At 68.4% G+C, this 12,352-nt stretch carries 11 protein-coding genes and 1 pseudogene; 6 read left to right on the top strand and 6 right to left on the bottom strand.

Going from position 1 to position 12,352, the window contains the following annotated elements; genetic code table 11:
• Positions 1-526: 526 nt before the first annotated feature.
• The 3 genes and pseudogenes from ABQJ56_RS16650 (at position 527) to ABQJ56_RS16640 (ending at position 3,494) form a co-directional block, all read left to right on the top strand.
• Positions 527-1,552, top strand: coding sequence for a hypothetical protein (locus ABQJ56_RS16650; RefSeq protein WP_367846144.1), 1,026 nt, complete (start codon positions 527-529; stop codon positions 1,550-1,552).
• Positions 1,553-1,775: 223 nt separating this feature from the next.
• Positions 1,776-1,886, top strand: a pseudogene (locus tag ABQJ56_RS16645) (terminase small subunit); the annotation flags it as partial.
• A 411-nt stretch (positions 1,887-2,297) separates the two neighbouring features.
• Complete coding sequence (locus ABQJ56_RS16640; protein ID WP_367846143.1) at positions 2,298-3,494, top strand: serine hydrolase domain-containing protein; 1,197 nt, start codon at positions 2,298-2,300, stop codon at positions 3,492-3,494.
• A gap of 95 nt (positions 3,495-3,589) precedes the next feature.
• Here ABQJ56_RS16640 and ABQJ56_RS16635 read toward each other — a convergent pair whose 3' ends face one another.
• The 4 genes from ABQJ56_RS16635 to ABQJ56_RS16620 all read right to left on the bottom strand — a co-directional run bounded on the left by ABQJ56_RS16635 (position 3,590) and on the right by ABQJ56_RS16620 (position 8,003).
• Positions 3,590-4,096, bottom strand: coding sequence for a PepSY domain-containing protein (locus ABQJ56_RS16635; RefSeq protein WP_367846142.1), 507 nt, complete (start codon positions 4,094-4,096; stop codon positions 3,590-3,592).
• Between the two features lie 227 nt (positions 4,097-4,323).
• The gene (locus ABQJ56_RS16630; RefSeq protein ID WP_367846141.1) at positions 4,324-6,090 is read right to left on the bottom strand and encodes an ABC transporter transmembrane domain-containing protein; all 1,767 of its coding nucleotides are present in this window, start codon (positions 6,088-6,090) and stop codon (positions 4,324-4,326) included.
• An 81-nt stretch (positions 6,091-6,171) separates the two neighbouring features.
• Positions 6,172-7,272 (bottom strand): acyltransferase family protein, encoded by a 1,101-nt coding sequence (locus ABQJ56_RS16625; protein WP_367846140.1) that lies wholly within the window; start codon positions 7,270-7,272, stop codon positions 6,172-6,174.
• Positions 7,273-7,406: 134 nt separating this feature from the next.
• Positions 7,407-8,003: an IMPACT family protein gene (locus ABQJ56_RS16620; protein WP_367846146.1), complete on the bottom strand. Its 597-nt coding sequence runs from the start codon at positions 8,001-8,003 to the stop codon at positions 7,407-7,409.
• 83 nt (positions 8,004-8,086) lie between these two features.
• Here ABQJ56_RS16620 and ABQJ56_RS16615 point away from each other — a divergent pair, with 83 nt between their 5' ends.
• Positions 8,087-8,845: a YdcF family protein gene (locus tag ABQJ56_RS16615; protein ID WP_367846139.1), complete on the top strand. Its 759-nt coding sequence runs from the start codon at positions 8,087-8,089 to the stop codon at positions 8,843-8,845.
• Positions 8,846-8,895: 50 nt separating this feature from the next.
• Positions 8,896-9,663, top strand: coding sequence for a YdcF family protein (locus ABQJ56_RS16610; RefSeq protein WP_367846138.1), 768 nt, complete (start codon positions 8,896-8,898; stop codon positions 9,661-9,663).
• Positions 9,664-9,685: 22 nt separating this feature from the next.
• Here ABQJ56_RS16610 and ABQJ56_RS16605 read toward each other — a convergent pair whose 3' ends face one another.
• A complete protein-coding gene (locus tag ABQJ56_RS16605; RefSeq protein ID WP_367846137.1) occupies positions 9,686-11,113 on the bottom strand; it encodes an aldehyde dehydrogenase family protein in 1,428 nt (475 codons plus the stop codon).
• 127 nt (positions 11,114-11,240) lie between these two features.
• On the opposite strand from ABQJ56_RS16605, the gene ABQJ56_RS16600 reads away from it, so the two are divergent.
• Positions 11,241-11,783, top strand: a complete 543-nt coding sequence (locus ABQJ56_RS16600) for a DUF2058 domain-containing protein (RefSeq protein ID WP_367846136.1) — start codon at positions 11,241-11,243, stop codon at positions 11,781-11,783.
• An 83-nt stretch (positions 11,784-11,866) separates the two neighbouring features.
• Here ABQJ56_RS16600 and ABQJ56_RS16595 read toward each other — a convergent pair whose 3' ends face one another.
• Complete coding sequence (locus ABQJ56_RS16595) at positions 11,867-12,307, bottom strand: pyrimidine dimer DNA glycosylase/endonuclease V (RefSeq protein ID WP_367846135.1); 441 nt, start codon at positions 12,305-12,307, stop codon at positions 11,867-11,869.
• Positions 12,308-12,352: the final 45 nt, after the last annotated feature.

Below are 12,352 nucleotides of genomic sequence, written 5' to 3'. Positions count from 1 at the left end.
CGCCGCGGTGCTCCTGCACCATACGCACCGCTCGCTCGCGGACCTCAGGGGAAAACTTCGTGGACTTGTTCATGGCTCCATTCTCTCAAGAGTGGGAGCCTCCACCGAACCCGGGGCGGTTCATGGGATTGCATATCCATACCTATCGGTGGTGTGCTTAACTCGAAAATTCGGCCAATGCAGAGGAGGGGGGAGGCAAATGGCCTTGATCACATGCCCGGATTGCGGGACCAACGTCAGCGACTCGGCGCCTGCTTGCCCTAGGTGCGGTCGGCCCATGGTGGAGCGAGCACCTGTCCGCGGCAGTGCACGCGTAACGAAGCAGGGAGGCAAACGAGCCACTCCAATCACGATCACGGTTTCATCGTTCGCAGTCATCGCCATTGGGTTGGCCTTGGCTGTCCTTTTCGTACCGGCACTCCAGATTGGGCAACACTTGGAAACCCGGTGCCAGGTGAATGGTCTGGGCAGTGGTTCATGCCAGTTCACCAACACGGGATGGACGCCCGGGTCTCAGTGCGTCGTCGTGCGCTTGGTCAACAAGAACGGCGGAGTGGCCAGTAGTGGACCGCTGTGCTCGGGGCGCGTTTGGCCAAACGACACCAAGCAGCAGGATGTGTCGATTGTCGTGGGTGAAACCTGTAGTTCCAGTGAGATGAGCTGGAGTGATTTCTGTTCCATGGACGTGCGTAACTTCGGGGGTGACTCAGACCCCGCTGTCACTTCACCAAATGAGCCGGCACAGAGCTCACCTCCACCCTTCTCCCAAGCAGGCAGCACGCCATCGTCTCCTTTGGGAAGCGGATCACAGCACCCCACCATTCACGATGCCTTCGATCCCGACGCGGCACTTCGCGCGTTACCGCAGGTGTCTGATGGTGACGGCAACCCCGTTCAAGCCAAGCTTGTCTACGCCTCCATGCCTTATGCATACAGCGGATCGGCATCGCGCTTCATCATCGTGAGCTACGCCAGTCAGGGCGATTGCCATGCTTGCGGCGTCACTATCGGCGGCGGCATTTTTACCAAAGGATCGCAAGGATGGTCTCTGTCTAACTGGGCTCCTTCGATCACCACTTTTGGCGCTTTCGGCCAACTCGACGGTGCCGCCAAACCTTTCCCTCTGTCCGGGCATGAAGCGGTCATCTTGACAGGGGGATATACCGGAATGGGGGAGGAAGACACTTACGCCGACTTGATCGCCGTTGTGAACGGCCAACTCGTCGTCGTGTGGGAGGGCAATACTGGATCGGACACGACAGGAACTGGTTCCTGCGATTCCTCACACTGCACCAAATGGACGGGTCAACTGAGGGCTACGTCCGCTTCGACACAGGGCTGGCCAGATCTTGAATTGCATACGGTTGGTATCGCTGCGCGCGACGACAACTCTATTGAGAGCATGAATCGCACAAAGACCTTTACGTTTAACGGGACCAAGTACGCCGCGTCCAGGGATGTAGCCGATGCCTCGACTGTCCTCCCACCGGCCCATGCCTTCTCGACTGCAGGGGCGCCATCGGCGTCGTCTGTTGCCACACCAGTTCCATAGCCATGGGCCATGGGATCGGTGCGTCACATGACCCATGCTGTGTCAGCTTGCCAAGGCGCTGAGAGAGCAAGCGGCAATGGTCGACTGAGCTTACTGAGCGCCATGACTTCCCACATCCATCGCGCGCGAGGGAACCTAGTTCAACGGCTCGCGCGTCGCAACGTGTTGCAGGGAAGTCAGAGCCAGCCGATCGACAGGCACCGCAGTAGCAAAGGCGCAGGGCGCCATCCGTGCGGGCTATAGCGCCAAGACTGCCAAGAGTATCGGGTCCGAGAACCTGACAAAACCTGACATCGCGGCGGCGATTAGGTTCGCGCCTGTTGACCAATGTTGACCTTATGGCGGTGGTCAGGTTCGCGCCTGTTAACAAATGTTAAGGCGTGCGAGCTGGTTAACCGGACCAGCAGGTCAGGTTCGGGGCTGTTGGTGAATGTTGGTATGCGTACGGAAACTGGCGAGCGGCGACATGACTTCCCGCATCGCGCGCGCGAGGAACCGGTGCACATCGCGCGCGCGAGGGTGCCCTGGCCATTGGCTCGTGCCAGCCCGCAGACAAACGCAAGCCAGGCAGTCACCACGACGCACTGGGGGCATCTTTGGGGGCATCTCCCTGTGATATGTCTCGCAGGCTGCATCATTCCTAGGTTTTCGCTGCCCGCTCCGGCACCACGAAGCCGCGTCCCGGACGGACGGCATGCGGCAACCGGTAGAATCGAGGTTCCGTCGTTCTGCGCCATACCTCGACATGCCTGCAAGCCTCCGTACCTGCCTGATCGCCGCCGCCCTGTGCCTGGGGGCCTCGCTGTCTTCCGCCGCAAGCGAGCCGGCCAGGCCCACCGTCGGCCAGCAGCTGGAAGGCGTGCTGTTCTGGCCGCAGGCCGAGCGCGATGCGCAGTTCCGGCGGATGTACGAGCGCTTCCCCAGCGATCGTGTCCCGCACGGTGCGCTGGTGCATGCGTTGCCGGCAGGCAAGCCGTTGGTGGCGGCCGGCAGCGACGCGGCGGCGCAGCTGTCCGGCTACATGGCGAAGAATCACGTCGCCGGCGTGATGGTGCTGCAGGATGGCCGCGTGCGGCTGGAACGTTACGCGCCGGGCTTCGGGCCGCAGCAGCGCTGGATCTCGTTCTCGGTGGCAAAGTCGGTGACTTCCGTCCTGCTGGGGATCGCCCTGCAGCAGGGTTACATCCACGGCACGGACGACCGGCTCGGCCGCTACATCCCGGAGCTGCGCGACAGCGCCTATGCCGATGTCACGGTGGAACAACTGCTGACGATGACCTCCGGCGTGCGCTGGAACGAGGACTACGACGACGCGAAGTCGGACGTGGCGCGGATGTATCTCGGCCAGTGCGTGGACGGCGAGGCGCACGTGCTCACCTACCTCAAGAAGCTGCCGCGTGCCTGGCCGGCGGGCACGCACTGGAACTACAACACCGCGGAGACCGACCTGCTCGGCATCCTGGTACAGCGCGCCACGCATCGCTCGCTGGCGGCGTACCTGTCGGAAACCGTCTGGCAACCCTATGGCATGGCCGCCGACGCGTACTGGATCAAGGACGAATGCGATGGCAGCGACACCGGCGGCAGCGGGCTTTCGGCCACGCTGGGCGATTACGCGCGGCTGGGGCAGTTCATGCTGGATGGCGGCCGCATCGCCGGCAAGGCGGTGATCGCGAAGGCATGGCTGGCCGGCGCGGTGCGCGAGCATGCACGCACCGACGCGCCGGACCGCGGCTACGGCTACCTGTGGTGGACGGATGCCGACGGCAGCTACGCCGCCATCGGCATCTTCGGGCAGATGGTCTATGTCGATCCCGCGCGCAAGCTGGTGATCGCCCAGATGGCGTCGTGGCCGGCGGCCACCTCGAAGGAGCTGGTGGCCGGACGGCGCGCGTTCGTCGCCGCCATCAAGCAGGCGGTGGATGCGGAGCGGAAACCGTAGTCGCGTCGCCACACGGCCTGGCGCGAACGCGTCCGTAACGTGAGACCCGGCGCCGCGATGGCGCCGGGCTTGCACCTGGCCACACGGGCAGCGGATCAGTCGTGCGACTGGGCGACTACGCTGCCGTCATTCGGGTCGGCCAGCAGGTCGACGCCGTGGCCCTGGGGCGATCTCGCCTTCGCGCGCCACAGGCCGCGGTCGAATTTCACGTCCTTGACGTTCTGGTAGCCGGCGGCGGTCAGCTTGGCGTTGACCTCGTCCTCGTTGAGCCGGGATGGCGCATCGGACGGGTAGACCTTGCCGGAGACAGGCCCGACGGCCAGCCTGGCCCATTTCTTGTTGCCGCCGCGGGCCTTGCAGCGCCACACGCCATCCTTGAACTCCAGGCCCTTCACTTTCTGGTAGCCCGCGCCGGCGATCGCGTTCTTGATCGCCTCCTCGCTCATCGCACCGCTCGGCGGCTGCGTCGACCAGGAGGTCGTGGTGGTGGTCGTGGTGGTCCGGGTGGTCGTCGACGCAGCCGCCGGCATGGGCGTGGTTTGCGCGAAGACGGCACCGCTGATCGTCAGCCCGACTAGCAGGGGAAGCAGGCGTTTGCCCATGGTGCACTCCTTCGTAGTGGGGACGAGTCGTGCCGGCGGACGTGGCCATGGTCCGGACGATCGCGCGCCGGCCCGGGCAGTTACCGATGGGACCATCGCGTTCGGCAGGGCGATGTGAAAAAAAGCCTGACGCAGGATGAACAGCGGGTTGCGGTTCAGTTGCCGCAGGCGGCGCGCGCGTGGTGGCGCTGCGCGCAGGACGCGCGCACTGGATCGGCCATGTCGGCTCAGGCCACGAATTGCAGCCGCGCCAGCTCCGCGTACAGCCCGCCCTCGGCCAGCAGGCTCTCGTGCGTGCCCTGCGCCACGATGCGGCCGCCGTCCATCACCACGATGCGGTCGGCGCGCTGCACGGTGGCGAGGCGGTGGGCGATGACCAGCGTGGTGCGGCCTTGCTCCAGCCGCGCCAGCGCCTGCTGGATCGCGGCCTCGGATTGCGCGTCCAGCGCCGACGTCGCCTCGTCGAGCAGAAGCAGCGGCGCGTCGCGCAGGATCGCGCGGGCGATCGCGATGCGCTGGCGCTGGCCGCCGGACAGGCGCACGCCGCGCTCGCCCAGTTCCGCCGCGTAGCCTTCCGGCAGGGCGCGGATGAAGTCGTGCGCCTCGGCGGCGCGGGCGGCTTCGATCACTTCGTCGTCGCCGGCGTCCTGGCGGCCGAAGCGGATGTTGTCGGCGGCGCTGCCGGCGAAGATCGCGGTCTCCTGCGGCACCAGCGCGATCGCGCCGCGCAGCTCGGGCAGCGCCAGCGCGCGCAGGTCGGCGCCGTCGAAGGTGATGCGGCCCGACTGCGGATCGTAGAAGCGCAGCAACAGCGCCAGCACCGTGCTCTTGCCGGCGCCGGAGGGACCGACCAGGGCCACCGTCTCGCCGGGGCGGATGGCCAGGCTGAAGTCGTGCAGCGCCGGCGCGTCGGGGCGGGTGGGGTAGTGGAAGCGCACGTGCTCGAAGGCGAGCGCGCCGCTCACCGGGCGTGGCAACGCCTGCGGCTGCGCGGGACTGGCGATGTCGGCGTGCTCGGCGAACAGCTCGCCGATGCGTTCCATCGCGCCGGCCGCGCGCATCACGTCGCCCCACACCTCGGAGAGCCCCGCCACCGAGCCGGCGGCGAAGATCGCGTACAGCACGAACTGGCCCAGCACGCCGGCGCCCAGCGTGCCGGCCAGCACGTCGCGCGCGCCGGCCCACAGCACCAGGGTGATCGCGCCGAAGAACAGCACGATCACCGCGGCGGTGAGCCAGGCGCGCATGCCGATGCGCCGGCGCGCGGAAGCCAGTGCGCGGGTGATCGCGCCGGCGTAGCGGGTGCTCTCGATGTCCTCGCGTGCATAGGCCTTCACCGCGGGCGCGGCGTTGAGCGTCTCGTTGGCGATCGCCGCGGCGTCGGCGAGGCGGTCCTGGCTGGCGCGCGACAGCTTCTGCACGCGCCGGCCGAACACCAGGATCGGCAGCATCACCGCGGGGATCACCAGCGCGGTGAGCCCGGCGAGGCGGGGGCTGGTCCAGATCATCATCGCGCTGGCGCCCAGCAGCATCACCACGCTGCGCAGCGCCACCGAGATGCCCGAGCCGATGAGTGCCTGCACCACCTCGGTGTCGGTGCCCAGGCGCGAATTGAGCTCACCCACGCGGCTGCGCTCGAAGAAGCCCACGTCGAGCCGGATCACGTGCGCGTAGAGCTGGCTGCGCAGCGAGGCCAGCGCGCGTTCGCCCAGCAGGGTGATGCAGAAGTAGCGCGCCGCGGTGGCGACGGCCAGCACCAGCGCCACCGCGAACAGGCCGAGGAACGTGGTGTTGATCGCGGCGGGGTCGGTGTGCTCGAAGCCGTGCTCGATGATTTGCCGCGCCGCCATCGGCAGCACCAGGGTGGCGGTGGACGACACACCCAGGAACACCAGCCAGCCCAGTGCCAGACGCCAGTGCGGCCTGAGGAACGGCCACAGCTGGCGCAAGGCGCCGAGGCGGCGGGTGCGGCGGGGCTGGGCGGAATCGCTCATGGCTTGTCGTGAGGAACGAGCGGCGGACCGCGATCCGTTCCACATGGGGTTGGCGCGGGGCTATTCAATCACGCGGCGCGCTCAGGCCGAGGCCGCCTGCGTTTCGATCGCTCCACGCGAACCGACGCGGACCACCCGCGTGCGCAGGCGCAGGAATGGCCGCTCGACGGCGTAGTGCAGCAGTGCGCCCGTGGCGGCTATCGCCAGCGCATACAGGGCGAAGGCGGCAAACCCGTGTACCGCGGGCCAGCGCAGCAACGCGTCGTGCACCGCGTGGAGGGCCAGCTTGTGGCTCAGGTACAGGCTGTACGAAACGCCGGCGAGCCAGCCTGCGCCGGGGATGCGCCAGCGGGCCGGCCCCCGGGTGGCGCCGGCGCCACCCGCCACCAGCAGGGCCAGCGCAAGGGCGAGCAGCGGGAAGCCGAACACGCTGGCGGCGAAGCCGGTCTTGTCGTGAAACAGCCAGATCGCGGCGGCGGCCAGCAGCCCTCCGGCGATGACCAGCGCGCCGGCACGCTGCTGCATGCCGGCCCACCAGCGCGGCCGGTACGCCTGGATCGTCGCCAGCATCGCGCCGGCCAGCAGGCCGTCCAGCCGCGTCCAGGTCGGGTAGTAGACGCTTTCCAGCCAGGCCTTGCCGTGCAGCACGGCATGGCCGCGCAGCAGCATGCCGGTCGCCACGACCAGCACGGCGAAGCCGATCACGAGCGCACGCGACGAACGCCGCGCCAGCCACCATGCCAGCAGCGGGAACAGCAGGTAGAAGTGTTCCTCCACGCACAGCGACCACGCGTGCGAGAACGCCTGGTTGTGCTGGTAGTCGATCAGCAGGTTCACCGTGAAGGTGAGGAACTGCCACGCCGGCTGCATGCCCGGTGCCTCGCGCCAGGCGGGAAACAGCAGGTAGATCGCCAGTACCACGAGGAAGACCGGCAGGATGCGGAAGGCGCGGCGCAGGTAGAACGCGCCGAAATGCAGCGGTTCACCACGGCCCAGCGGTTCCAGCAGCTGGCAACCGATCAGGTAGCCGCTGAGCACGAAGAACAGGTCCACGCCCATCCAGCCATAGTCGGCGACGGTCTGGAGCGGACCGCCGATGCCGCCGATCATCCACGAGTGGAACAGCATCACCCAGACGATGGCGATGGCGCGCAGCAGGTCGAGGCCGGGCAGGCGTTGCATGGGTTCCCCTGTGGGATGCGGCGCCCGGTATCGACCATCGACCTGCGCCGGTCGTGGCCGCGCAGTGTGGGCAGCACATCGGCCGTGCACAAGCCGGAATTGTGGCGATTCGACGAAGCGCGCGGAAACCGCGCTCAGTCGAGCCGCCGCGCCGCGATGCGGCCGCGGCTGAGGTCGGCGATACGCGCCTCGGCTTCGGCGACGCGGCGCGATGGCAGCTCGAATTCCAGCGCCACGCCGTCGACGCCGAATTGTTCCCGGGTCGGCTCGGCGCCCAGGTCGCGCAGGCGCGCCTTGAGCAGCGCCAGTTCCGCGAACTCGCAGCTGAGGCCCAGTCGCGCCATCGCCACGATGGGCACGCGTTCGGCCGTGCGCAGGCATTCCGCCGCGGTGCCGCCGTAGGCGCGGGCGAGGCCGCCGGTGCCGAGCTTGATGCCGCCGTACCAGCGCGTCACCACCACCGCCACGCGATCGCAGCCCTGGCCCTCGATCGCCTGCAGGATCGGTCGGCCGGCAGTGCCGCCCGGTTCGCCGTCGTCGTTGAAGCGGTAGTCCTGGCCGATGCGCCAGGCCCAGCAGTTGTGCGTGGCGTCCGCGGCGGACACCGCACGCACGAAGGCCAGCGCCTGCTCCGGCGTGGCGATCGGCGCGGCCTGGGCGAGGAAGCGGCTTTTCCTGATCTCCTCGGCGTGGCGGCAGGCGGCGGCGAGGGTGTGCAGCGGTTCACTCATGCGCGCAGGGTAGGCGATGCGCGCCATCGCGTCATGCCTTTGCTTTACGCTGCGGACGTCGCGCCGAACGGGAGTGAAGGGTGATGTCGCTGGATGTGCTGATCGTGCTGGTGCTGCTGGGCGTGGCCATGCGCGCGCTGAAATGGCGGCGCACGGGTGGCGTGGCGCTGGGGCTGGCCGTGCTGCTGTTCCTTGCGACGGGCTGCGGCCTGCTGCCGGCCTGGTTGCTGCGCAGCCTGCAGGGGCCGTATGCGCGGCGTCCCGCGATCGCCTGGGCGCCGCGCAACGCCATCGTGCTGCTGGGCGCCGGCGCCCAGCGCGCGGCGGACGGCACGGTGGAGCCGGGAGAGCCCGCGCACAGCCGCATCAACGAGGCGCTGGCGCTGTACCGCGAATGCAAGGCCAGCGGCATGGGCTGCCGGCTCGAGGTGAGCGGCGGCGACGCACGGCACACCGGCGAGCCGGAAGCCACGGTATATGCCGCCGTGCTGGAACGCATGGGCGTGGCGGCCGCCGACCTGCTGCTGGAACCGCGCAGCATGAACACCTGGCAGAACGCCCGGTTCAGCGCGCCGCTGCTGCACGACTATGGCGCGCAACGCGTGCTGCTGGTGTCCTCGGCCACGCACCTGCGCCGCGCCAGCCTGTATTTCGCGCACTTCGGCATCGCGACCACGCCGGTGCGCAGCGACTGGCTGAAGGAACGCATGGACTGGTGGCCGCAGTCGTGGAACTTCGCGGTGACCGACCTGGCGCTGCACGAATACGTGGGCGTGGCGCGCTACCACGTCTACAACGCGCTGGGCTGGAACATGCAGGCCACGGAACCGGGCGCACCGTAGCGGCGCAGTCCGCCGGCATAATGGCGGCCTCGCCCATCGCCGGAGCGCCCATGATCCTGTCCTTGCTGATCGCGTTGCTGGCCTGCGCCTGGCTGGCCGGGCGCGCGGGCTGGCATCGCCTGCGGCTGGCGGGTGTGGTGTCGGCGGTGGCGGTCGTGTTCGCGATCGGCTGCGGGCCGGTGCCGTATCTCTTGCTGGGCGGCTGGCAGGCGCCGTATGCCCAGCGCCCGGCGCTGGACTGGGCGCCCAGCAACGCGATCGTGCTGCTCACCGCCAATGCCAACAACCCGCCCGGCGATGAGCCGGAGCCGGGCCCGGGAGGCTACGTGCGGGTGGCCGAAACGATGTCCCTGTACAACGCCTGTCGTGCCGCCGGCATGCATTGCACGGTGCTGGTCAGCGGCGGGGATGCCTACGCCGCGGGCGAACCGCTGGCGCGGGTCTACGGCAAGGCGTTGGCGCGGCTCGGTTTGCCGGCGGACGACATGGTGCTCGAATCACGCAGCCGCACCACCTGGCAAAACGCCGAGTTCGCGCGGGCGCCGCTGGCGCGCATCGGCGCGCGGCGGGTCTGGCTGGTCAGTTCGGCATTGCACCTGCGGCGCGCCGAGTTCGCGTTCCGCCACTTCGGCATCGCGGTCACGCCGGTGCGGGCGGACTACGCGCGCAATGCGTGGTCGTTGCTGCCGCAGGCCGGCAACCTGAGCCTCACCGACCACGCACTGCACGAGTACGCCGGCATGGCCTTGTATCGCTGGTATGCATGGCGCCATCGCGCCGGGGCCCCGCCGGAAGCGCCCGCGTCTCCCGCCGGCTGATCGCCGGCGTCGCGGAGCGGCGCTACCGCCGCATCACCATCAAGCGCAGCTCGCTCATGTCCTCGATCGCGTAACGCACGCCCTCGCGGCCGAGGCCGGAGAGCTTCACGCCACCGTAGGGCATGTTGTCCACGCGGAAGCTGGGGATGTCGTTGACCACCACGCCGCCCTGTTCCAGCTCGTCCCAGGCGCGCATCGCGTGCTCCAGGCTGTCGGTGAAGATGCCGGCCTGCAGGCCGTAGTCGGAGTCGTTGACCATCGCGATGGCCTCGTCGATGGCCTGGAACGGCGCGAGCAGGGCGAACGGACCGAACGCCTCCATGCGGTTCGCCCTGGCGTCGGGCGGCACGTGCTCCATGAGCGTGGCGTCCAGCATGTTGCCGTTGCGCTTGCCGCCGCAGAGGATCCTGCCGCCGGCCTGCTTCGCCTCCATGACCCAGCCGTGCAGGCGTTCGGCGGCGGCCTCGTCGATCATCGGACCGAGGAACACGCTCTTGTCCCTCGGGTCGCCGGCCTTGAGCTTCTTCGTCGCCGCGACGAGTTTCCGCTTCAGCGCCTCGTAGACGTCGGCGTGGGCGTAGATGCGCTGCACGCCGATGCAGCTCTGGCCGGACTGGTAGAACGCGCCGAACACCAGCCGTTGCACGATGTGGTCGAGCTTGCCGTCCTGGTCGGCATCGACGATGCAGGCCGCGTTGCCGCCCAGCTCCAGCGTCACCTTCTTGCGCCCGGCGCGCGCCTTGAGGTCCCAGCCGATCTGCCCGCCGGTGAAGGAGAGCAGCTTGAAGCGTTCGTCCTCCACCAGCGGCGCCGCGTGCGCGCCGTCCAGGGTGAGGATGGAGAACGCGCCCTTGGGCAGGTCGGTCTCGGCCAGCACTTCGCCGATGATGAGCGCGCCGACGGGTGTCTTTTCGGAAGGCTTCAGCACGAACGGGCAACCCGCCGCGATCGCCGGCGCCACCTTGTGCGCGACGAGGTTCAGGGGGAAGTTGAACGGTGTGATGAAGGACACCGGCCCGATCGGCACGCGTTTCGTGTAGCCATGGTAGCCGTCCAGCCGCGCGGCCAGTTCCAGGTTCAAGGTTTCGCCGTTGATGCGCAGCGCTTCCTCGGCGGCGATGCGGAAGGTCTCGATCAGCCGGGTCACTTCGCCTGCCGCATCCCTGATCGGCTTGCCCGCCTCGATGCACAGCGCCTCGGCCAGTTCGTCGCGGCGTGCGCTGAAGCGGTCCACGCAGTGCTGCAGCACCGCCTGCCGCGCCCACGGCTTGAACTCGCGCATCGGCTTCGTCGCCTTCACCGCGGCGGCGATGGCCTTCTCCACCGCCTTCGCGTCCGGCACCGCCACGCGGGTGGCGAGCTTGCCGCTGTACTTGTCGAAGACGTCCAGCATGGTCTTCGCGGTCTGCGGCTGGTTGGCGAGGTAGAACGGGTAGGTCTTGTTCAACATGGCGCGGGCCCTGCGGTGCGATCGGGCAAGCATAGGCCGTTGGCGTGTTCAGGGCCGGTGATGCGCCATGCCGTACTGTTTGTCCAAGCTACAATCGCAGGCCGGATCCGCCCGAAACTTCCACGAGATGCGCAATCCCCTGCAAGAACAACTGCTCAAGGCCGGCCTGGTCAACAAGGCCAAGGCCGCGCAGGCCGTGCGCGAGCAGGCGGCGAAGCACAGGGGCAAGGCGCCGGTCGCGCCGGGCGCCGGGCAACTGGAAGCGGAGCGGCTGCAGGCCGAGAAGGCCGAGCGTGATCGCATGCTGGCAGCCGAAGGCAACGCACGGCGGCGTGCGGACGAGGCGCGCGCACAGGCCCGCCAGATCGTCGAGACGCACAAGCTCAAGCGCGAAGGCGAGATCGCCTATCGCTTCGCCGACGGCAACGCGATCAAGAGCGTGCTGGTCAACGAGGCGCTGCGCACACAACTGGCCAGCGGCGCGCTGGTGATCGTGCGCCATGGCGAGGGCTACGAACTGCTGCCGCGCGCCGCCGCCGGCAAGGTGCGCGAGCGCGATGCGGATCTGGTCGTGCTGGACCATGGCTGCGCCCAAGCAGGCAGCGGCGGCAGCGACGCGGACGACGAGTACTACAGGCGGTTCGAGGTGCCGGACGATCTGGTCTGGTAGGGCCGCGAGCGGCTTGGCTCCGGCAGCCGTTCCAGTGCCCGCCTGCCAAGCCACCTCGATGGCCTGGAAGCCGGATCGGGTGGTCAGGCGTCGCCCGGAGCCCGCTCCCACGATGCCACCGGGCCGGGCTTCCGCCGGAACAGCGGATGGCAATCCGGGGCAGCCACACCGATCCAGCGCGACAGGACGTCCGGGCTGCGCACCGCAAGTTTGCGTTGCAAGTGATGCCACTCGCGTGCAAGTTGGCCCGACGTCACCGTGATGGGCGGGACTTCCCGCACCGGCCCGATCTTGGAACGGTCGAAGCGGTAGCCGCGGCGCGTGGCTTCGTCATGGATCGTGGCCAGATACGAATTGATGGCCAGGCGTGGCCGGGCATGCTCCCTGAATCGCGTCAGCTGCGGGTGATGGAGATATCCCCGCGTTTCGCCGCGAAGCACCGCCTTGGCCAGCAGGGCTTCGCGCCACAGCGCGACCAGACCTTGCGCGTCCAGGTATCGGGGATGCAGTGACCAGAGGCGCATGAAGCGGTGCCTGATGCCGGGGTTCAAAAACGATGCACGCGGGAA

Origin of the sequence: Rhodanobacter geophilus (assembly GCF_040812275.1) — a bacterium.
Lineage (GTDB): Bacteria > Pseudomonadota > Gammaproteobacteria > Xanthomonadales > Rhodanobacteraceae > Rhodanobacter_A > Rhodanobacter_A geophilus.
The sequence above is the reverse complement of the archived record's forward strand: the minus strand, read 5'-3'. Positions and strand labels throughout refer to the sequence as shown.